Genomic DNA, 18,930 nt, shown 5'->3' on the forward strand with positions numbered 1-18,930 from the left:
TAGATAATCCTGGCTTCCGGGACCGCCAGGGCGACCGGACAGCGCGGGGGAGGGGCCCTCAGGTCTGCCGGAGGGCGGCGCGCAGGACCCGGATCATCTCCTCGACGGCGCCGTCGTGGTCCTTGGCGCTCACCGCGTAATCGACGGAGGCGTCGAGATGGGTGCTGATGAGCTGGAGCACCGCCTCGCGCACCGCCGCCGTGATGGCGTTCATCTGCTGCACCTCGTCGAGGCAGTAGCGGTCCTCCTGCACCATGGCCTGGAGGCCGCGCACCTGGCCCTCGATGCGCTTGAGGCGCTGGAGGATAGGCTTTTTCTCCTCCTCCGTGCGGCGAATCTGGAGGCGCCCGTCGACGTATTGGTAATCCATGATGTGCCTTCCCCGACCGGGGATCCGTCTCGTCCGGGGCGCGCGGACGGCCCGGGCGACGTCGGGTCTGGTGATCGAATGCCGCCCTGTCCCTAAGGAACGGCAATCGATCCCCCATCCGGGGCGCGCAGGTCAAGCTCAATCTTGGCGCACGGTCCGCGCGGGACGGGCCCGGCCCCGCGGGGACCGGGCCCGTCCCGCGCGGGTCTTGCGCGCTCAGGTTCCGCTCGCTGAGGTCCCGCTACCTCAGGTCTTGGTGTTGGTGACCGGGGCCGAGGTCATCTGCTCCTTCTGGGCGCCGGAATCGGGCCGGGCGGGCCCGAGCACCGGTTCCTCGCCGAGCGGTTCGAAGGCCTTGAAGTGGAACTGGCCCTTGCCGTCGATCGACGGACCTTCCGAGTAGCGGCCGGGGGGAACCGGCGTGCCGTTGCGCTCGGTGCCCATGAACATGTAGCTGAATTCCTGCGCCTCCTTCGACTGGTCGAAGCTGTTGGGCACCGGCAGCCCCTCCTTCAGCCCGCCCATGTCCTCGATGATCGCCAGCCATTGCTGCTGGTGCATCGTATCGCGGGCGATGAGGTAGCTGAGCATGTCCTGCATGCCCTTGTCATGGGTGGAGTTGTAGAGCCGCACCGCCAGGGTGCGCCCGGTCGCCTCCGCCGCCACGTTGCAGAACATGTCGCCGACGAGATTGCCGCTGGCATAGACGTGCGAGCAGTCGAACGGCGTGCCGTCGCAATCGACCGGCAGGGCCGCCAGGCCGGTGGAGAGCAGGTGGCGCTGGAGCATGCCCTCGACGACGTGCCGCGGGCGTTCGCCGCCCATCACCGCGCCGACGATCGGGTTCGCCTGGGCCGAGGTCTCCTGGAGCGTGGCCGGCGCGTCCTCGAGGTTGAGGGCCACCGCCGTCGACAGCATCTCGATGTGGCTGATCTCCTCGGTGGCGGTGTTGAGCAGCACGTCGCGGTACTTCGTGCTCGGGCCCCGGGCCCCCAGGCCTGGAAGAAATATTGCAGGCAGACGCGGATCTCGCCCTCGATGCCGCCGATCGCCTGCTGGAGCTGGCGGGCGAACAGGGGATCGGGCGTCTCGACCTTGACCGGGTACTGCAGGCGCTTGTCGTGATAGTACATCGGGGTCTCCTGACCTCTCGTCGCGGTGATCCCGGGCGCGGTGCGCCGCCGACGCCATCCCGAGTTAGATATACTCAGTATGGGTATGGGAATCGCCGACCAACGCCCTGCCGGTGGGGTGGTTCGAGCGTGGCGGACGGGTTTTTTCCTTGGTGCGGGAGTGGGGGGCCGGGGCGGAGGGGAGGGGGCTCGCGAGGGGGCGGCCGGCGGCACTCCGCTCAAGCGGAACACAGTCCACGACGCAGGAGGCAGCGCAGTGTGGGAGCGACGGTCGAGAGCATGAACCCTCCCCCCTCTGCGGCAGGGCTGTCTGAGGAAGATTATAGCGTGCCTCCCCTCTCCCACTCGGGAGAGGGGATCCCGCGCCTAATCTTGAAAGAATTGTACCCCCGGACATCCCTGCCTAGCGGGGGGCCGAGCGCGGGACGATCGTGCGCAACAACTCGAACAAACCCTCAGACCAGCATCGCGTTGAGCGCCACCGTCAGGGCCGCGCCGACGACGGCGAAGCCTAAAAGCGTGACGCTGCTGACCTGATCGACGGACTCGACGTCGTGGCCGGTGCGGTGCTCGGGGGAATTGGCGGTCATGGGAGGCTCCTGATCGACGATCCTCACCATCGAGGACTTCCGGACCAACGTCCCCCGCGCTCCGTCGATCGATCACGGCCGGGCTGCGTATCGCCGCACCGGCGGATCAGCCGACCTGGGGGTCATGCCCGTGGCTGGTGCCGATCACGCAGAGCGCCAGTCCGGCGATGCCCGCGAGGGTGCCGATCGGGGTCTGGAAGCGCCAGGAGGCGTAGTAGCCGGCAGTCCCGATCACGACGCCGAGCAGGGTGAGGACGATGCTGCGGGCCGAGGCCCCGGGCTTGTCCGGGCGGCCCCGCTTCTCGGGGTGCGGTCTGGCGGAATCATGCTGCATCGTCGGTGCCTTCGCCGCGCCGGGATCCGTCGGCCGCCCGCGGGCGGCGGGAGCAAGGGGGCGGCCGCCCTCTCCCTTCGGAGGAACGCGGCAGGCGCGGAATCGCTCACGCTTGCGGAGGTAGCTCGCCTTTTCCCTGACATGCCAGCCCGGAACCGGGCTGGTAACGTCCTGGGCGTTGCCCTCGCACTCGATCGGACGGAACCGGCCGGAGAGACCCCGACCCCGTTCCGATCACCGACCGTGGTCAGATTCTCATGGCGCAGCGCTACTTCTTCAACCTGGTCGGCCCCGCGCGCGCGATCGAGGACCCGACCGGCGTCGAGGCCGATACGCCGGACCAGGCTGAGGCCGAGGCGCGGGCGGTCATCGCCGAGATGCGCCTGAGCGGCGACCTGCCGCTCCTCGAGGAGGACTGGCAGCTCGAGATCCGCGACGGGGCTGGCCGGCTGGTGCGCTCAATTTCCCTGGAGTGAGCGACCGGAGCCCGCCTGAAGCAGGATCTGGCGCACATGCGCACGAATCCGCGCGCCCGCATCGTCCCGTCCACCCGCCTGCGGTGCCGATGCGTCCGGCGTCCGGGAGGCATTCTGCGCCGTGGGTCGAGCCTTACCGCCGAGCGACATCCTGCCTGTCTCCTGCCTGTGATCCCCAGTCCGGCTCTCCGGCCTTCCGTGCGACGGGAGGCCCGGCCCGCGCCACCTCATGGTGCGCTGCGGCACAGGCCATCCCCCTCCCACGGAGCACGACACGCCCGACTGATGAGAATCGAACCGCTTAAGGTTGTACCGTTCCTCGGCGCCGACAAACAATGAAAAAGTCGTTAAACCGTTCCCTGGCGAAGTGCTGAGGCTCTTGTGCAACGCAACTTTTGTTAGTTTCCGGACTTACCGGCCCTCGCCGCCGATGCGGGAAAAGTCCGCCACGTCCCGGGTCGCTGCCCGGAGCGCGTGGAGCAGGGCGAGGCGGTTGGCGCGTAAGAGAGCGTCGTCGGCATTCACCGTCACCTTGTCGAAGAAGGCGTCGACCGGCGCGCGCAGGCTCGAGAGCGCCCGCATCGCCCCCTCGAAATCCTCCGCCGCCACCGCCCGGCCCGCCTCGGCACCGGCATTCCGCAGAGCCTCGGCCAGGGCCGTCTCCTCGGGCAGGGTCAGGAGGGCCTGATCGGGCGCCGCGTCGTAGGCGCGGCCGTCCTTCTTCTCCTCGATGCGCAGGATGTTGGCGGCGCGGCGCGAGCCGGCGAGCAGGTTCTTGCCGTCCTCGGTGTCGAGGAAGCGACCGAGCGCCTCGACCCGGCGCACCACCATCAGCAGGTCGTCCTGGCCCGGCAGGGCGAAGACGGCGTCGATGAGGTCGTGGCGGGCGCCCTGGTCGCGGAGGTAGACCTTCAGCCGGTCGGCGAAGAAAGCCAGCAGGTCGCCCGCGAAGGCGTCCGAGGCCTGGCCGTGGCCGGCGGCGGCCGCGGCGATCTGCGCCCGCAGGGGCAGCCGCGCCTCGCTGGCGAGGATCAACCGGATGACGCCGAGCGCCGCGCGCCGCAGCGCATAGGGGTCCTTGCTCCCCGTCGGCTTCTCGTCGATCGCCCAGAAGCCGACCAGGGTGTCGAGCTTGTCGGCGAGCGCCACCGCCACCGAGACCGGCTCGGACGGCACCCGGTCGCTGGGGCCGAGCGGCTTGTAATGGTCCTCGATCGCCGCGGCGACCGCCGGGTCCTCGCCCTGCTCGGCCGCGTAGTAGCGGCCCATCAGGCCCTGCAATTCGGGGAACTCGCCGACCATCTCGGTGACGAGGTCGGCCTTGGCGAGCCGCGCGGCGCGCTCGGCGAGGACGGGATCGGCCCCGACCGACGGCGCCAGCGCCCGGGCGAGGGCGGCGATGCGCTCCATCCGCGCTCCTTGCGTGCCGAGCTTCTCGTGGAACACGATGTTCTCGAGCTTAACGAGCCGGTCTTCCAGCCGCACCTTGCGGTCGGTCTCCCAGAAGAACGCCGCGTCGGAGAGGCGGGCGCGCACCACCCGCTCGTTGCCGGCGACGATCGCCGCGCCGCCATCCGAAGCCACCAGGTTCGAGACCAGGATGAAGGCGTTGGCCAGGCGCTCGCGCCCGTCCGGGCCGGGAGCGCCCCGCAGCACGAAGCACTTCTGGTTCGCCCGGATCGTGGCGCGGATCACCTCCGGCGGGATCGCCAGGAAGCGCTCGTCGAAGGCGCCCATCAGGGTCACCGGCCACTCGACGAGGCCCGCCACCTCCTCCAGCAGGCCCTCGTCCTCGACGAGGTCGAGGCCGCGGGCGAAGGCGAGGTCGCGGGCATCGTGCAGGATGATGTCCTTGCGCCGGTCCGCATCGAGCACCACGAAGGCCCGCTCGAGGGCCGGCAGGTAATCGGCGAAGCGGCGCACCTCGATCGCCTGCGGCGCCAGGAAGCGGTGGCCGCGGGTGGTGAAGCCGACTTCGACGCCCTCGATGGCGAAGGGCACCAGCTCGGGCGTCTCGGTCTCGGGGCCGAAGCTCGCGACGATCGAGTGCAGCGGCCGCACCCAGCGGAGCGAACCGGGCTCGCGCGAGGCGGCACCCCAGCGCATCGATTTCGGCCAGGGGAAGCTCCTGACGATCGTCGGGATGATCTCGGCCAGGACTTCGATCGTCTCGCGGCCGGGCCGCTCGATCACCGCAACGTAGAACTCGCCCTTCTTCGGGTCGGAGACGATCTTCGCGTCTGCGAGGCTGGCGAGGCCGGCGCTCTTCAGGAAGCCCTGCACCGCGCCCTCGGGGGCGCCGACGCGGGGGCCTTTGCGCTCCTCGCGCACGTCCTGCCCGCGGGCCGGCAGGCCGGCGACGTGGAGGGCGAGGCGGCGGGGCGTCGCGAAGGCCTTGGCGCCCTCGTACAGGAAGCCGCGCTCGACCAGCGCGTCGGTGACGAGCTTGCGCAGGTCCTCGGCCGCGCGCCGCTGCATGCGGGCGGGGATTTCCTCGGAGAAGAGTTCGAGCAGCAGGTCGGGCATCGGGCGGCCTCAAGGCTCTCCTGGGAAGAGCCCGGAATCGGGAAAGGGGTGTTGCGGGCGGTGTAGCGCCGGGCGGCGCGGATGTCAGGCGGCGGGTGCCTCGCCCGCGAGACCGCCCGCATCGGTGCGCCGCCAGGCCTCGCCGCAGGCCTTGGCCAGCTCGCGCACCCGCAGGATGTAGCTCTGGCGCTCGGTGACCGAGATCACCCCGCGCGCGTCGAGCAGGTTGAAGACGTGGCTGGCCTTGATGCACTGGTCGTAGGCCGGCTGCGCCATGCGGTGGCGCGGATCGTTGCTCTCGGGCCCCGGCTCGCCGGCCTTCAGGTAGGTGCGGCAGGCGGTCTCGGCGTCGCGGAATTGCCGGAACAGCATCTCGGTGTCGGCGGCCTCGAAGTTGTGGCGCGAATATTCCTGCTCGGCCTGCAGGAACACGTCGCCGTAGGTGACCTTCTCGTCGCCGTCTCGGCCGTTGAAGTTGAGGTCGTAGACGTTCTCGACGCCCTGGACGTACATCGCCAGGCGCTCGAGGCCGTAGGTCAGCTCGCCGGCGACCGGCGAGCATTCGAAGCCGGCGACCTGCTGGAAATAGGTGAACTGGCTCACCTCCATCCCGTCGCACCAGCATTCCCAGCCGAGACCCCAGGCGCCGAGCGTCGGGCTCTCCCAGTCGTCCTCGACGAAGCGGATGTCGTGAAGCCCGAGATCGACGCCGATCGCCCGGAGCGAATCGAGGTAGAGTTCCTGGAGGTTCGGCGGGTTCGGCTTCAGGATCACCTGGAACTGGTAATAGTGCTGGAGCCGGTTCGGGTTCTCGCCGTAGCGCCCGTCCTTCGGCCGGCGCGAGGGCTGGACGTAGGCCGCCTTCCAGGGCTTCGGCCCCAGCGCCCGCAGGGTGGTGGCCGGATGGAACGTGCCGGCCCCGACCTCCATGTCGTAGGGCTGGAGGATCACGCAACCCTGCGCGGCCCAGAACCGCTGGAGCGTCAGGATCAGCCCCTGGAACGAGCGGGTCGGCTGGAGGTCGGCGTCGGTGGTGGTCATGGTCTCGCGGGTTCGGCTCGGGCGCTGTCGTGGCGGGGAGCCTTAGAACCGGCAGCCCCCGAGTCAAGCGAGGCGTGCGCCGCCGCACCGGTTCGCCGGGGCGGCGGAACCGGACAACGGTCAAGCTCGTTGACAATACAGATCAGACGAAGCCGCCGCATCCCGCAGTGCAAAACGCCGGTGCGGAAGATTCACCGCCCAAGACCAGAGGAGACCGACCGTGACCGAGCGCCTGACCCTGCTTGCCGCCGCCGCGCTCCTGTCCCTGGTCGCGACCCCGCTGGTGGTGCGGGCGGGCGCCGACGCCCCGAGGAGCGAGCCGGTCGCCGTCACCGCCGTCACCGCCGAGTCTACGGTGGCCGCGGAGGCTCCGGCGCCGGCGTGCCGGAGCGTGCGGGTGGTCTATGCCGGGTACGGCGCGCCGGCCTGCGGGCGGTGAGGTTTTCCGGGAGCCACCGGATGAGATGACACCCTCCGCGTCATTCCGGGGCCGCGAAAGCGGAGCCCGGAATCCAGGCAAGCAGTTTTTGGAGAATAAGCCGGCACGCTGTCTGCCTTATCCTCAACGCTCGGCGGTTCTGGATCCCGGGCTCCGCTTGCGCGGACCCGGGATGACCCTGTGAGTTGGTGGTCGTGTGCTTGCACCAAGCCCGCAAGCAACTCCGTGCCTCACAAGACCGGCATCGCTCCCGCCACCGTCACCAGCGCCCCCGACGTGTAGCTGCTCTCGTCCGAGGCCAGCATCACGTAGGCCGAGGCGAGTTCCGCCGGCTGGCCCGGGCGGCCGAACGGCACCTGGCTGCCGAAGGACTTGACGGACTCGTCCTCCATCCCGGACGGGATGAACGGCGTCCAGATCGGGCCCGGCAGCACGCCGTTCACCCGCACGCCCTTCTCGGCCAAGAGCTGGGCCAGGCTCAGCACCAGGTTGCTCAATGCCCCCTTGGTGGCGCTGTAGGCCAGCAGCGACGGCATCGGGTGCTTGGAATTCACCGAGGAGGTGAAGATCACCGAGGCGCCGGGCTTGAGATGCGCCATCGCCGCCTTCGTCACGTAGAACGAGCCGAACACGTTGGTGCGGAAATGGTCCTCGAAGACCTGGTCGTCGATCGCGTCGAGGGCCTGGTTCGGCTGCTGGAAGGCGCCGTTATTGACCACCACGTCGAGCCGCCCGAAGGTCTCGGCGGTGCGGGCGACGATCTCGCGGCCGTAAGCGCGGTCCTTGAGGTCGCCCGGCAGCAGCAGGGCGCGGCGCCCGGCCTTCTCGACCCACTGCGCCACCGCCTCGGCATCGCCCTGCTCGGAGGGCAGGTAGGAGATCGCCACGTCGGCGCCCTCGCGGGCATACGCGATGGCGACCGCCCGGCCGATGCCGGAATCGCCCCCGGTGATCAGGGCCGCCCGGCCGGTGAGCTTGCCCGCCCCCTTGTAGCTCGCCTCGCCGTGGTCGGGCTCCGGCTTCATCCGCCCGGTCAGGCCGGGAAAGCCCTGCGGCTGGCTCTCGAAGGGCGGGCGGGGATACTTGGTGAGGGGATTGGGGAAGTCGGACGACATGGGGGCTCCGGCTGTCGGTGTGTTCAGGCCGCCGTCAACCGGGGAGGCGCCCGGCCGTTCCCTGCTCTCCCGCAGTATCCCGTCACTCCTCCCGCGTGCCGTCGTCCTGGCCCAGGGCGTCGTCCTCCCGACCGGGGATCGCGTAGCGCCCGCTGAGCCAGCGCTGCAGGTCGACGTCGGCGCAGCGCGGGGAGCAGAACGGCTTGGAGGCCCGGGTCGCCGGCTTGCCGCAGATCGGGCAGGCCGGCGAAACAATCTCGTCATCGCGCGTCATCGATCGCGCCTCCTCTCGAACCCTCTCCGACGTAAAAAATCGGTTCCATCCTACCCACGACCTCATCCTGAGGTGCGAACGAAGTGAGCCTCGAAGGAGAGCTCCAGTGACCACAGCGATCTCTGGAGCCCTCCTTCGAGGTCAGTCAATCTTCGATCGCGTGCGATCTCTGATCGCCAACACCTCAGAATGAGGTTGAGGATGGGGGAAACCGCCTCAGCGCCTCGGCAATCGAACGGGATCTCGGTGCTCAGCCCGCGTCGCGCCAGGCACCGCGGACCGGGTAGCCCTCGCCCTCGAGCAGCCCGACCGTCTCGTAGAGCGGCAGGCCGACCACCGCGCTGTAGGAGCCGACGAGCTTGACCACGAAGGACCCGGCCAGCCCCTGGATCGCGTAGCCGCCGGCCTTGCCGCGCCACTCGCCGCTGGCGAGATAGGCCTCGATCTCCTTGGCCGAGAGGCGCTTGAACCGCACCCGGGTCTCGACCAGCCGCTCCCGCGGCTTGTCCTTCGGGCCGACGACGCAGACCGCCGTGTAGACCCGATGGGCCCGGCCGGAGAGCATCCGCAGGCAATCCGCCGCCTCGTCGGTCACCTCGGCCTTCGGCAGGATGCGCCGGCCCACCGCCACCACGGTGTCGGCCGCCACGACGTAGCCCTGGCGCAGCTCCTCGGTGCCGCGCGCCGCCGCCACCGCCACGTCGAGCTTGGCCCGGGCGAGCCGGCGCACCAGGTCGCGGGGCTTCTCGGATTTCAGCGGCGCCTCGTCGAGGTCGGCCGGCAGCAGGGCGTCCGGCTCCAGCCCCGCCTGCTGGAGCAGCGCGAGGCGCCGGGGCGAGGCCGAGGCGAGGATGAGCTTCGGGCGCGCGGCCTGCGGGATCGGGGAGGTCTCGGTCATGAGGCGCCGTGTCTCGAAGGGGATGCCATGCCCGATGCCCTATCTGGCCGGCGAAATCCAGCATCGCGGGTCGTGCCGTGCGCACCGGACCCGTCCGGAGCCCGCCGCGGGCCGAAACGACGAACGGGCCGGACGCTTATCGAGCCCGGCCCGCCCCTGTCTTGCCGATCGGCCCGGGCCGCGCCCGGGCCGGTTCTCGTCAGGCCGTCGCCTCGTTGCGCAGCCGGTCGTAATCCGACTTCGGCAGCGGCACCGCGTTGGGCTGGCCGAGATCCTTCATCGGGACGCGGTAGGTCTCCCGGGCCGAGAAGGCCGCGACCGCCGAGATCGCCGTGATCGCCAGGGCGATCGAGCCGATGGTGAGCGGGATGTTCGCCGAGCCGGGAGGCGCCACGGTGGCGAACAGGGCCGGCAGCATCGCCGTGATGGCGGTGCCGACGTTCTGCGAGATCGCCATCGCGGAGACGCGGGTGCGGGTCGGGAACAGCTCGGGGTAGAAGCTCGGGAAGACCGCGTTGTAGCCCTGGTAGACGATGCCCCACATCAGCAGCGACATCGCGATGGCGAGCGGCACGTTGGCGATGCTGATCGCGTAGAGGTAGCCGAAGGACAGGAGGCCCGAGCCGAGCGCCCCGACGATGATCGGCGGGCGACGGCCGATCTTGTCCGACAGGTTGCCGACCATCGGGATCACCAGCACCGCCAGGATGTTCCCCAGCACCGGGATCCACAGGTAGACGTCCTTGTGGAAGCCGATGCCGTAGGCGGCCTGGACCGCGTAGGCCGCGCCGAAGATGGTGGTGACCACCGGGATCACGTTCATCAGCGACATGCACACCACCCGCAGCATGTCGGGCCAGGAGGTGGCGAAGGCCTCGACGACCGGGGCGCGGGCGACCTCGCCCTTCGTCTCCTCGGCGGCGAAGGCGGGGGTCTCGTCGACCTCGCGGCGGATGATGTAGCCGATGATGATGACGATGAAGCTCAGCAGGAACGGGATCCGCCAGCCCCAGGAATTGAACGCCTCGGTCGGCATGTAGGCGGCGAGCGGCAGGAACACCGCGGCGGCGAGGATCTGGCCGGCCTGCACGCCCTGGAGGGTGAAGCTGGCGAAGAAGCCGCGGCGGCCGAACGGCGCGTGCTCCATGGTCATCGAGCTCGCTCCCGAGATCTCGCCGGCCACCGCGAAGCCCTGGATCAGGCGCAGGATGACGAGCAGGATCGGGGCGAGGATGCCGACCTGGCTGTAGGTGGGCAGCAGGCCGACCGCGATGGTCGAGAAGCCCATCAGGAACATGCACAGGACAAGCACCTGCTTGCGCCCATGGGTGTCGCCCCAATGGCCGAGCACGAAGGCGCCGATCGGCCGGCTGACATAGCCGACGCCGTAGGTGGCGAGCGAGGCCACGATCGCCACGGTCGGGTTGCTGGACGGGAAGAACAGCTGCGGGAAGATCAGCGAGGCCGCCGTCGCGTAGATGAAGAAGTCGTAATATTCCAGCGCCGAGCCGATCCAGGCGCTGGCGGCGGCCTTCTTCGATTGCTGACGGTCGTGGACGTGGTCGCGGGGTACCGCACTCATCGGGTGTTCCTCCATGGTTCGACAGGATCGGTGCCGCCTTCGGGGGTCGGGCGGCATTGGGTCAGCCTGGTTTTTCTTTGTGTGTGTAAGCTGTATGGCGTAAAGTAATGATCAATTAAGGTCTGTTGCGCGCCATTCCATATCCGTTCCCGAAAAGCAAGGGCGCGGCCGCGCTTGTCCCGGGGATCAGGCGGCGAGCGGCGCCACCGCGCGGTCGAAGGCCCGCTCCATGGCGCAGGCCGGCGCCTCGCGGCCGGTGAACAGCGCGAAGGCGTCGAGGGCCTGGTGGATGGCGAGTTCGCGCCCCGTCATGGTGCGGGCGCCGATCCGGGCCGCCTCCGTCAGGAGCGGCGTCCAGAGCGGGGAATAGACCGCATCGGCCACCCACATCCCGGGGCGGAGCAGCGCGAACGGCACCGGCGTGCCGCGATCCGGCAGCATGCCGACCGGCGTGCCGTTGACGACGCCGCGCGCGCCCTCGAGCGCCTCCTCGACCCGGCGACAGACCCGCAGGGCGGCGTGCCCGTCGAGGAGCGCCGCCACCGCCTCGGCCTTGGCCGGATCGGCATCGACCAGCCGAACCTCCAGGCCGGGGAAATGGCTCAGCGCCACCGCGACCGCCTTGCCGACGCCGCCGGCGCCGATGAGCGCCACCGGGCCCTCGGGGCTCGGCCCGAAGGCCTGGGTGAGGGCGCGGGCAAAGCCGGTCGTGTCGGTGTTATGGCCGTTGAGCCGTCCGTTCCGGACGACGATCGTGTTGACCGCGCCGACGGCCCGCGCCCCCGGCGACAGGTCGTCGAGGAGGGGCAGGACCCGTTCCTTGTACGGGAAGGTGACGTTGACGCCCGCAAAGCCGATCGGGGCGAGGGACGACAGCAGGGTGCGCAGCCGCGCGTCGTCGGCCCCCGGAACGTCGACGAGCTGGTAATGGGCCGTGAGGCCGACCGCCTCGGCGGCGGCCTCGTGCATCGCCGGCGAGGCCGAATGGGCGATCGGCGAGCCGATCAGGCCGAGCAGGATGGGTCTGGCATGTCCGTGAGCCATGGGGTTCGGCCCCTCGAATTCTGGCACTCGCCCGTGGCGAGCTCTCCCTGGGCTGCACGATATCTCCACCTGGCCCGCATCCGGAGTACCAAGTTGCGCGCCGATCGTAACATCATGTTACGGTTCGCAGGTCCGGACGGCCCGCCTGGCCCGGCCGCGCCATCTCCTCGCGTAGGAGCCGCACGAAGCTTCCCGCGAACATGCTGAGCGCGGTGCCGGCCTTCATGGCAATCCAGGTCTCGAAGACCGGCGCCTCGTCGATCGGCAGCACGCGGATGCCCGGGAAGGCGTCGTACGCGATGGTGAACTGGTCGATCACCGCGATGCCGAGGCCCGCCCGCACCAGCGAGCACACCGTCGAGCCGAACCGGGCCCGGATCGTGATCCCGTAGGACAGGCCGCGTTCGCGGAAGATGTCGGACATGATCCGGCCGTAGGGGTCGTTCGGATCGATGCCGATCAGGGGGTGGCGCACGATCTCCTCGGCGGAGATCGAGGTCCGGGCGGCCAGCGGATGGTCGAGGGGCACGATGCAGAACAGGCCGCCGCGGGCGAGCGGCTCGAAGGCGAGCGCCGGGTGGTCGAGGCGGTAGCTCATCGCCACCACCTCGCCCTTGCCGAGCAGCAGGTAGTCGATCGCCTCCTCGAGCTTGAGGATGTTGATGTCGATGACGAGATGGGGATAGGCCGCCCGCACCCGCTCGATGGCGCGCGGCACCATCACGTGCGAGATCGACGGCACCGAGCCGATCAGCAGTTCCTGGCCCGCCCCGCCCTGCGTGCGCTCCAGCACGAAGCGCAGGTCCTCGATCTTGTCGAAGACGGCGTTGATCTGCTCGAAGACGTGGCGCGCCTGCTCGGACGGCACCAGCCGCCCGGCCCGCCGGTCGAACAGGCGGATGCCGAGCGAGGCTTCGGTGTACTTCATCAGCCGGCTGATGCCCGGCGCCGAGACGTTGAGGAGCCGTGCCGCGCCCGCGATGGTGCCGGTCACCATCACGGCGCGGGCGACCTCGATCTGGCGCAGGGTCAGCATCCTTCGTCCTTCGTCATTCGTCCTGGCGCGGCCTCGCCCCAGATGGGCGGAAATGCCGGCGCGAAGCAAATGCGGACCGGGTTCGTTCCGCGGCGGCCCGGGCCGGTGCTACACGGGCGCTCGCGCGAGCCCGCGCCTCCGAGAATCGACCCGAGACCCGATGCGCGTCCTCTTCGTCCACCAGAACTTCCCCGGCCAGTACCGCCACGTCGCCCCGGCCCTGGCCGCGCGGCCCGGCACCGAGGTGGTGGCGCTCGGCATCAACCCCGCGCCCGCGATGCCGGGGGTGCGCCACGTCCGCTACACGGTCGCCGGCCGCTCCACGCCCGGCATCCATCCCCCGGCGGCGGATTTCGAGACCGCGACCCTGCGGGGCGAGGCGGCGGCGCGGGCGGCGCTCGCGCTCAAGGCCGAGGGTTTCGTCCCGGACGTGATCTGCGGCCATTCCGGCTGGGGCGAGACCCTGTTCCTCAAGGATGTCTGGCCGCGGGCCCGGCTCCTGACCTTCGCGGAATTCTTCTACAGCGCGACGGGGGCCGATTCCGGCTTCGATCCGGAATTCCCGGCGCGCGAGGGCGCCGCCTTTCGCACCCGCGCCCGCAATGCCGGGCAGCTCGTCGCCTTCGAGGCCTCGGACCGGCTCGTCAGCCCCACCGCCTGGCAGGCCAGCCGCATCCCGGCGGCGTTCCGCGACCGGCTCAGCGTGATCCACGACGGCATCGACACCGACCTGCTGCGGCCCGATGCGAGCGCCCGCATCACCCTCGGCCGCGACCGGCTGTCCCTCGGGGGCAGGGACGAGGTCGTCACCTTCGTCAACCGCAACCTCGAACCCTATCGCGGCTATCACAGCTTCATGCGGGCTCTGCCCGAGATCCTGCGCCGGCGGCCGAAGGCCCGGGCGGTGATCGTCGGCGGCAGCGATACCAGCTACGGCGCCCGGCCTCCCGCGGGACGGACATGGCGCGAGATCTTCCTCGACGAGGTCAAGGCGGAGCTCGACCTGTCGCGGGTCCATTTCGTCGGCAAGATCCCGTATCGCGACTACGTCAACCTGTTGCAGGTCTCGGCGGCCCACGTCTACCTGACCTATCCGTTCGTCCTGTCCTGGTCGATGCTGGAGGCGATGGCGCTCGGCGCCTGCATCGTCGGCTCGGCGACCCCGCCGGTGCAGGAGGTGATCCGCCAGGGCGAGAACGGGCTCCTAGTCGATTTCTTCTCGCCGGCCGGGATCGCCGAGGCGGTGGTCGGCGCCCTGGCCGATCCCGCCCTCGTCGCGCCCTTGCGGGCGGCGGCCCGGCGGACCGCGCTCGCCTACGACCTCAAGCGGATCTGCCTGCCGGCCCATCTGCGCCTGATCGAGACGGTTGCCGCAGGGAACGGTGCGTGAGGCAGCCTCGCCCCGCTGCCCACCGACCGATCGTCGACCTCCTGTCGCCCGGCACTCATCGACGGCGTGCCGGCGCGGGATCACAGCACCAGGGTCTCGTCGAACCGGTCCGGCGACAGCGGCAGCCGGAACTCGACCGCGACGCCGCCCCGGAACGGGCGCACCACCCGCGCCGGCATGCGGCCGACGATCACCGCGGAATCGGGGGGAAGCGCGACGTCGCAGGCGATGGCCGCACCCGAGAGCGATACGTCGACGATGCGGGCGGCGATCTCGCGCCCGTCCGCGAGTCGCAGGGTGGTGAGGGTATGGCGCGGCACCAGACGCTCGTGACGGCGGTCCTCCGGCAGGCCGAGCGCCGCCCGGTTGGCGAGCCAGGTGAGCTGCGAGGCGATCTTGTCGCGCTTGCGCGACGTGGCCTGGATCGCCGCCGCGAGACCGTCCGGCAGGAGACGGGCGACGGTGCCCTCGATCCGCCCGACATGGTCGAGGTAGATCACGATGCGCTCGCCGATCCCGCCGCCGGCCGCGCAGGTCAGGCGCACGCCGCCCGGGGACATGTCGACGGTCTGGCACGGATATTCCTGCCGGTCGGCGAGCATGTAGCGCCCGAGCAGGGCGACCGCGACGCGGCCATGCCGGCGCCGTTCCGCCACCACCTGGAGGGGGAGGGGACGAAGCCGCAGCGACGCGGCCCGACCCGGCCCGCCCGGCCCCTCCTTCGCCACCCCGTTCGCCATCACGCCCGACCCATCACGCTCGCCCCCTCGCACCGCGGAGCGGAACGGTCCGGCGAGGGTGCCGTGGAATGGTTAAGCAATCGCGTCTCATACCAACGGTCATTGGAAACGACCTTTGGTTCCGTTCTCGAATTTTCGTCAAGCCTCTGGCTTGGCATAGAAAATTCGAGATGGCTCGATGGCCCGATGCGTCAGCATCTTGGGCCATTGGTATCAGAGTCTGCCGCCGCGATGCACCACGAAGCGCTTGCGGCGCTCCGGCCCGGGCTCGTCGTTGGCCGCGGGCGGGGGGGCGGCCAGGGGGGCGGGGGCGGCGGCGTTCGCCTCGGGGATGAGGATCCGCAGCGACACGGTGCGCAGGGCCACGATCGGGCGCAAGCCCAGCCAGGTCGGGATCACCGCCGGCGAGAGCGAGCCGATCACCCGGGCCTGGGTCTTGCCGCGGTGGCGCAGCGGCAGGAGCAGCAATTCGAGATCGATCGTCTCACCCGCCTCCGTCACTCCGACGAGGCCGACCACGACGCCCGTGGTTTCCTGGATCACCACCTCGACGAGCCGCCACGGATCGGCGGCCGGCGCCTCGCCCCACAGGGCCGCGAAGGAGAAGCCCCGCAATTCGGCCCCGAACAGGGCGCAGAGCCGGGTGCCGGCGAGCCGCACCGTGGCGGATTGCCGGGGCGCGTCGATCTCCAGGATCAGGCTGTCGGCCAGGACGTGGCGGATCTCGCCGGGCTCGATCTCGCCCCGCTCCGGCGCGGCGCGGGCGCCGCGCAGGCCGTTCCAGTAGGCGTGGAGCAGGCGGCTGGTCGGGTGCTTCATGGCGTCTCGGTCTGGCACGGTCTTGGGGTCGGGCGGTCCAGGGGCGGCCCGCCGCCGTTCCGAAGCGGGACGGCGGCCGGCTGAGCTGATTCGGTTCAGCAGACCGTATGCCGAATGGCGGGGCGGCGAGAGCGTAAGGTTTCGTTAGGGTTACCAACTCATAAATGTTGCGTTTGGCCCACACCTGCGCGATCCTCGTGGACGGCAGAGATTTCGGGCTGGCCGGGGCGTGAGGCGCGCCCTAAGCACGCTCGCATGAAAAAGGAGTGAGGGCCCCCGGGCCCGCGTCGTCACGGTCCTGGCGGCGTCCTGCACGCGATCCGCATGGCCAATCCGCGCGGCGTGGTGCGATTCACTCTCTTCGGGGAGGGCGGCAACGCTCTCCCCTTTTTTCTTGAGCGATCCGTCGCGGCCTTTTTTGGTGCGCGGGCCGGCTTTTCGCGGTGAAGCGCGCGCCCGCGTCATCCCTCGCCCTTGCGGTCGGCCCCGGGCGCCCGCAATGGTGCCTCCATGGATGCCACCCCCGACCTTCCGCGACCGCCGCGCGTGCCGGTGTTCAACATGCCCGCCGTGGTCACCGCCTCGGTCGGGATCCTGGTGCTGATCCACGCCGTGCGGCAGGTGCTGCCCGACGTCACGGACATCACGCTCCTCCTGAACCTCGCCCTGGTGCCGGCGCGCTGGACCCTCGCCCTCGACCCCGACCGGGCCGCGGACGTGCTGCGGGCCGCGGCGGCCTCGGGCGGCAGCGCCCTCGAGATCGAGGCGCGCAAGGCCTTCGCGGCCTACCTGGTGGCCGATCCGGGCGCGATGCCCTGGACCTTCGTCACTTACGCGCTGCTGCACGGCTCCTGGGCCCACGTGCTCCTCAATAGCGTCTGGCTCGCCGCCTTCGGCACGCCGGTGGCGCGGCGCTGCGGCGCCTGGCGCTACGGCCTGATCGCCCTCGTCTCGACCGCCGCGGGCGGCTTCCTGCACGTCCTCATCGATCCCCTGAGCACCGTACCGCTGATCGGCGCCTCGGCCGGCGTGTCGGGGCTGATGGCGGCGGCGGTGCGCTTCGCGTTCCAGCCGGTCGAGATGGCGGGCTCCGGGGCGGTGCCCTGGCAGCGCCCGGTGCCGACCCGGCTCCAGACCATCCCCGAGCTCCTGCGCAACCGCTCCGCGGTGGTCTTCCTCGTCATCTGGTTCGTCACCAACCTGCTGTTCGGCCTCGCCGCCATGCCGCTCGGCCTCACCGATTCCGCGGTCGCCTGGGATGCGCATCTCGGCGGGTTCATCGTCGGGTTCCTGTTGCTTCCCCTGGTCGAGCGGATCGGGCGGCGCTGACGCCGAAGGAATCGATCGCCAAAGGGATCGTCACCCAAGCGATCGATTCCATTCCGATTGTTTCCTTTGGACTTCCGGGGTGCTTGCCTCGCCCGGCGCACGGTCACACACTCGGGCTGCAAACGAGCGTCCCGCCCGGACCGCGAGGCCGGCGGGGCCCGAGCAGGGAGGTGTTGATGACCGTTGCGCGCATCCTGTCGCAGAAGGGCCGCACCGTGGTGACCGTGCAGCCCCACCGCACCCTGGCGGAGGCGGCATCCCTCCTGACCGAGAAGGGCATCGGCGCCCTGGTGGTGAGCGATGCCGGCCAGACCGTCCTCGGCATCCTGTCGGAGCGCGACATCATCCGGGCGGTGGTCCGCGGCGGCGGCGCCGCGCTCGACGCGCCGGTCTCCCGGCACATGACCGCCAAGGTGGTGTGCTGCACCCGCGGCACCGGCGTCGACGAGGTGATGGAGCTGATGACCGACGGGCGCTTCCGCCACGTCCCGGTGGTCGAGGATGGCCGCCTGGTCGGCCTCGTGTCGATCGGCGACGTGGTCAAGCACCGCATCGCCTCGGTCGAGGCCGAGCACCAGGCCCTGCGCGAATACATCGCCACGGCCTGACGGCGACCACGTCGGCCGCCGCCAGCTGGCCGCCTCACACCGGCGTGACGGCGGCCGAGATCATCTCGTGGATCTCCGGCAGCATCCGCCGCGTGGCCTGGCGGCCGAGCTCGATGCATTCCTCGGCGCGGTGGAACTCGAACAGGCCCATCTGGGCGAGCTTCGGGTTGATCATCACGTCGGGCGGGTCGCCGGCGAGCCGCGAGCGCGAGATGCGGTCCTGCGTGATGTTGAAGGCATCGACCATCACGCTGGCGATGCCGCTCGGGGCGCCGGCCTCCGGCCTGGGCTTCGGCTTGGCACGCCGGCCGCCGATCAGCGGCCAGCGCCGGGCCTCCTCCGCCGGCGCGGCGGCGGCCTCGGCCGCGGCCTCCATCACCGCATCGGCCCCTTCCGCCCCGTGCGACTGGATCACCGTGCCGCGCACCCGCATGTCGCCGTTGAGGTTGACGCAGAGCACCACGTCGGCCCCGAGGGCGCGGGCCGCCGTCACCGGCACCGGGTTGACCAGCGCCCCATCCATCAGCCAGCGCCCGGCGATCTTCACCGGATCGAAGATGCCCGGCAGCGCATAAGACGCCCGCACCGCCTCGACGAGGCCGCCGCGGGTGAGCCAGATCTCGTGCCCGGTGCCGAGTTCGGTCGCCACCGCCGCGAAGGTGAGCGGCAGTTCCTCGATGCGGGTCTGTCCGAGGTCGCGCTCGAGGAGCCGCCGCAGGCGCTCGCCGGCGATCAGCCCCGAGCCGCTGATGTGGAAATCGAGCAGGCCCATCACCCGGCGCTTGGTCAGGGTGAGGGCGAAGTCGCGCAGCTCCCCGAGCTTGCCGGCGGCGTGGCAGGCGCCGACCGCGGCGCCGATCGAGCATCCCGCCACCACGTCGATGGCGATCCCGGCCTCCCGCAGCACCTCGATCGCCCCGATGTGAGACCAGCCCCGGGCGGCGCCGCCGCCGAGGGCGAGCCCGACCTTGGCCCGCCGCGGCCGCTCGGGCTCGCGCAGGGGAGGAACACCCGCGGCACCCAGCACGCCGTCCGCTGAGCGCCGGATCGGCGCGCCGGAGAAGAGTGCGATGCCGTCCCACATCATGGCGCCTGACCTCCGCCGGGCTTGTCCCAGGACACAAGTGTGGCCTGGAACTCTCAAGCGTTCGTCAACGGTGGAGGTTGCATCGCCGATTCGTCGAAG

Annotated in this window: 19 protein-coding genes and 1 pseudogene; 5 read left to right on the forward strand and 15 right to left on the reverse strand. The window is 70.5% G+C overall.

Annotated elements, in window-relative coordinates; translation table 11 throughout:
• Window positions 1-58 precede the first annotated feature (58 nt).
• The 4 genes and pseudogenes from F1D61_RS19910 to F1D61_RS19920 all read right to left on the reverse strand — a co-directional run bounded on the left by F1D61_RS19910 (window position 59) and on the right by F1D61_RS19920 (window position 2,427).
• A complete protein-coding gene (locus tag F1D61_RS19910; RefSeq protein ID WP_203153459.1) occupies window positions 59-370 on the reverse strand; it encodes a metal-sensitive transcriptional regulator in 312 nt (103 codons plus the stop codon).
• 246 nt (window positions 371-616) lie between these two features.
• Window positions 617-1,503, reverse strand: a pseudogene (locus tag F1D61_RS19915) (manganese catalase family protein).
• 455 nt (window positions 1,504-1,958) lie between these two features.
• The gene (locus F1D61_RS34850; protein ID WP_281437017.1) at window positions 1,959-2,093 is read right to left on the reverse strand and encodes a hypothetical protein; all 135 of its coding nucleotides are present in this window, start codon (window positions 2,091-2,093) and stop codon (window positions 1,959-1,961) included.
• Between the two features lie 106 nt (window positions 2,094-2,199).
• Entirely contained in the window at window positions 2,200-2,427 is a 228-nt protein-coding gene (locus tag F1D61_RS19920; protein ID WP_203153461.1) for a hypothetical protein, read from the reverse strand.
• A gap of 257 nt (window positions 2,428-2,684) precedes the next feature.
• Here F1D61_RS19920 and F1D61_RS19925 point away from each other — a divergent pair, with 257 nt between their 5' ends.
• Window positions 2,685-2,903 carry a DUF6894 family protein gene (locus F1D61_RS19925; protein WP_203153463.1) on the forward strand — a complete coding sequence of 73 codons (219 nt, stop codon included), beginning with the start codon at window positions 2,685-2,687 and terminating at the stop codon, window positions 2,901-2,903.
• A gap of 411 nt (window positions 2,904-3,314) precedes the next feature.
• Here F1D61_RS19925 and glyS read toward each other — a convergent pair whose 3' ends face one another.
• Both glyS and F1D61_RS19935 read right to left on the reverse strand, forming a co-directional pair.
• Window positions 3,315-5,429 (reverse strand): glycine--tRNA ligase subunit beta, encoded by a 2,115-nt coding sequence (glyS, locus tag F1D61_RS19930; protein WP_203153465.1) that lies wholly within the window; start codon window positions 5,427-5,429, stop codon window positions 3,315-3,317.
• A gap of 84 nt (window positions 5,430-5,513) precedes the next feature.
• Window positions 5,514-6,470, reverse strand: coding sequence for a glycine--tRNA ligase subunit alpha (locus tag F1D61_RS19935; protein WP_203153467.1), 957 nt, complete (start codon window positions 6,468-6,470; stop codon window positions 5,514-5,516).
• A 220-nt stretch (window positions 6,471-6,690) separates the two neighbouring features.
• Here F1D61_RS19935 and F1D61_RS19940 point away from each other — a divergent pair, with 220 nt between their 5' ends.
• Complete coding sequence (locus tag F1D61_RS19940) at window positions 6,691-6,909, forward strand: hypothetical protein (RefSeq protein ID WP_203153469.1); 219 nt, start codon at window positions 6,691-6,693, stop codon at window positions 6,907-6,909.
• Between the two features lie 230 nt (window positions 6,910-7,139).
• Here the strand turns inward: F1D61_RS19940 and F1D61_RS19945 are convergent, their stop codons facing one another.
• From F1D61_RS19945 to F1D61_RS19970, 6 genes are all read right to left on the reverse strand, one after another.
• Complete coding sequence (locus F1D61_RS19945; protein WP_203153471.1) at window positions 7,140-8,024, reverse strand: SDR family oxidoreductase; 885 nt, start codon at window positions 8,022-8,024, stop codon at window positions 7,140-7,142.
• An 82-nt stretch (window positions 8,025-8,106) separates the two neighbouring features.
• Window positions 8,107-8,298: a DNA gyrase inhibitor YacG gene (gene yacG / locus F1D61_RS19950; protein ID WP_203153473.1), complete on the reverse strand. Its 192-nt coding sequence runs from the start codon at window positions 8,296-8,298 to the stop codon at window positions 8,107-8,109.
• Between the two features lie 250 nt (window positions 8,299-8,548).
• Complete coding sequence (locus F1D61_RS19955; RefSeq protein ID WP_203153474.1) at window positions 8,549-9,196, reverse strand: Maf-like protein; 648 nt, start codon at window positions 9,194-9,196, stop codon at window positions 8,549-8,551.
• A 199-nt stretch (window positions 9,197-9,395) separates the two neighbouring features.
• Entirely contained in the window at window positions 9,396-10,778 is a 1,383-nt protein-coding gene (locus F1D61_RS19960; protein ID WP_203153476.1) for an MFS transporter, read from the reverse strand.
• Window positions 10,779-10,964: 186 nt separating this feature from the next.
• Window positions 10,965-11,822, reverse strand: a complete 858-nt coding sequence (locus F1D61_RS19965) for a shikimate dehydrogenase (RefSeq protein WP_203153478.1) — start codon at window positions 11,820-11,822, stop codon at window positions 10,965-10,967.
• A 112-nt stretch (window positions 11,823-11,934) separates the two neighbouring features.
• Window positions 11,935-12,858 (reverse strand): LysR family transcriptional regulator, encoded by a 924-nt coding sequence (locus F1D61_RS19970; RefSeq protein WP_203153480.1) that lies wholly within the window; start codon window positions 12,856-12,858, stop codon window positions 11,935-11,937.
• Between the two features lie 160 nt (window positions 12,859-13,018).
• Here F1D61_RS19970 and F1D61_RS19975 point away from each other — a divergent pair, with 160 nt between their 5' ends.
• Window positions 13,019-14,248, forward strand: a complete 1,230-nt coding sequence (locus tag F1D61_RS19975) for a glycosyltransferase family 4 protein (RefSeq protein ID WP_203153482.1) — start codon at window positions 13,019-13,021, stop codon at window positions 14,246-14,248.
• An 80-nt stretch (window positions 14,249-14,328) separates the two neighbouring features.
• Here the strand turns inward: F1D61_RS19975 and F1D61_RS19980 are convergent, their stop codons facing one another.
• Together F1D61_RS19980 and F1D61_RS19985 are read right to left on the reverse strand one after the other, a co-directional pair.
• Window positions 14,329-14,988, reverse strand: coding sequence for a PilZ domain-containing protein (locus F1D61_RS19980; protein ID WP_203159168.1), 660 nt, complete (start codon window positions 14,986-14,988; stop codon window positions 14,329-14,331).
• A 213-nt stretch (window positions 14,989-15,201) separates the two neighbouring features.
• A complete protein-coding gene (locus tag F1D61_RS19985; protein ID WP_203153484.1) occupies window positions 15,202-15,807 on the reverse strand; it encodes a PAS domain-containing protein in 606 nt (201 codons plus the stop codon).
• A 510-nt stretch (window positions 15,808-16,317) separates the two neighbouring features.
• Between F1D61_RS19985 and F1D61_RS19990 the strand changes: the two genes are divergently transcribed.
• Window positions 16,318-17,136, forward strand: a complete 819-nt coding sequence (locus tag F1D61_RS19990; protein WP_203153486.1) for a rhomboid family intramembrane serine protease — start codon at window positions 16,318-16,320, stop codon at window positions 17,134-17,136.
• A 176-nt stretch (window positions 17,137-17,312) separates the two neighbouring features.
• Complete coding sequence (locus F1D61_RS19995; RefSeq protein ID WP_203153493.1) at window positions 17,313-17,744, forward strand: CBS domain-containing protein; 432 nt, start codon at window positions 17,313-17,315, stop codon at window positions 17,742-17,744.
• Between the two features lie 34 nt (window positions 17,745-17,778).
• Here F1D61_RS19995 and F1D61_RS20000 read toward each other — a convergent pair whose 3' ends face one another.
• The gene (locus F1D61_RS20000; protein ID WP_203153495.1) at window positions 17,779-18,831 is read right to left on the reverse strand and encodes a patatin-like phospholipase family protein; all 1,053 of its coding nucleotides are present in this window, start codon (window positions 18,829-18,831) and stop codon (window positions 17,779-17,781) included.
• Window positions 18,832-18,930: the final 99 nt, after the last annotated feature.

Origin of the sequence: Methylobacterium aquaticum, from assembly GCF_016804325.1 — a bacterium.
GTDB lineage: Bacteria > Pseudomonadota > Alphaproteobacteria > Rhizobiales > Beijerinckiaceae > Methylobacterium > Methylobacterium aquaticum_C.

Bases quoted from the DNA above. Each gene is read 5' to 3' on its own strand.
- F1D61_RS19910 (WP_203153459.1), bottom strand. From the start codon at position 370: ATGGATTACCAATACGTCGACGGGCGCCTCCAGATTCGCCGCACGGAG.
- F1D61_RS34850 (WP_281437017.1), bottom strand. From the start codon at position 2,093: ATGACCGCCAATTCCCCCGAGCACCGCACCGGCCACGACGTCGAGTCC.
- F1D61_RS19920 (WP_203153461.1), bottom strand. From the start codon at position 2,427: ATGCAGCATGATTCCGCCAGACCGCACCCCGAGAAGCGGGGCCGCCCG.
- F1D61_RS19925 (WP_203153463.1), top strand. From the start codon at position 2,685: ATGGCGCAGCGCTACTTCTTCAACCTGGTCGGCCCCGCGCGCGCGATC.
- glyS (WP_203153465.1), bottom strand. From the start codon at position 5,429: ATGCCCGACCTGCTGCTCGAACTCTTCTCCGAGGAAATCCCCGCCCGC.
- F1D61_RS19935 (WP_203153467.1), bottom strand. From the start codon at position 6,470: ATGACCACCACCGACGCCGACCTCCAGCCGACCCGCTCGTTCCAGGGG.
- F1D61_RS19945 (WP_203153471.1), bottom strand. From the start codon at position 8,024: ATGTCGTCCGACTTCCCCAATCCCCTCACCAAGTATCCCCGCCCGCCC.
- yacG (WP_203153473.1), bottom strand. From the start codon at position 8,298: ATGACGCGCGATGACGAGATTGTTTCGCCGGCCTGCCCGATCTGCGGC.
- F1D61_RS19955 (WP_203153474.1), bottom strand. From the start codon at position 9,196: ATGACCGAGACCTCCCCGATCCCGCAGGCCGCGCGCCCGAAGCTCATC.
- F1D61_RS19960 (WP_203153476.1), bottom strand. From the start codon at position 10,778: ATGAGTGCGGTACCCCGCGACCACGTCCACGACCGTCAGCAATCGAAG.
- F1D61_RS19965 (WP_203153478.1), bottom strand. From the start codon at position 11,822: ATGGCTCACGGACATGCCAGACCCATCCTGCTCGGCCTGATCGGCTCG.
- F1D61_RS19970 (WP_203153480.1), bottom strand. From the start codon at position 12,858: ATGCTGACCCTGCGCCAGATCGAGGTCGCCCGCGCCGTGATGGTGACC.
- F1D61_RS19975 (WP_203153482.1), top strand. From the start codon at position 13,019: ATGCGCGTCCTCTTCGTCCACCAGAACTTCCCCGGCCAGTACCGCCAC.
- F1D61_RS19980 (WP_203159168.1), bottom strand. From the start codon at position 14,988: ATGGCGAACGGGGTGGCGAAGGAGGGGCCGGGCGGGCCGGGTCGGGCC.
- F1D61_RS19985 (WP_203153484.1), bottom strand. From the start codon at position 15,807: ATGAAGCACCCGACCAGCCGCCTGCTCCACGCCTACTGGAACGGCCTG.
- F1D61_RS19990 (WP_203153486.1), top strand. From the start codon at position 16,318: ATGGATGCCACCCCCGACCTTCCGCGACCGCCGCGCGTGCCGGTGTTC.
- F1D61_RS19995 (WP_203153493.1), top strand. From the start codon at position 17,313: ATGACCGTTGCGCGCATCCTGTCGCAGAAGGGCCGCACCGTGGTGACC.
- F1D61_RS20000 (WP_203153495.1), bottom strand. From the start codon at position 18,831: ATGATGTGGGACGGCATCGCACTCTTCTCCGGCGCGCCGATCCGGCGC.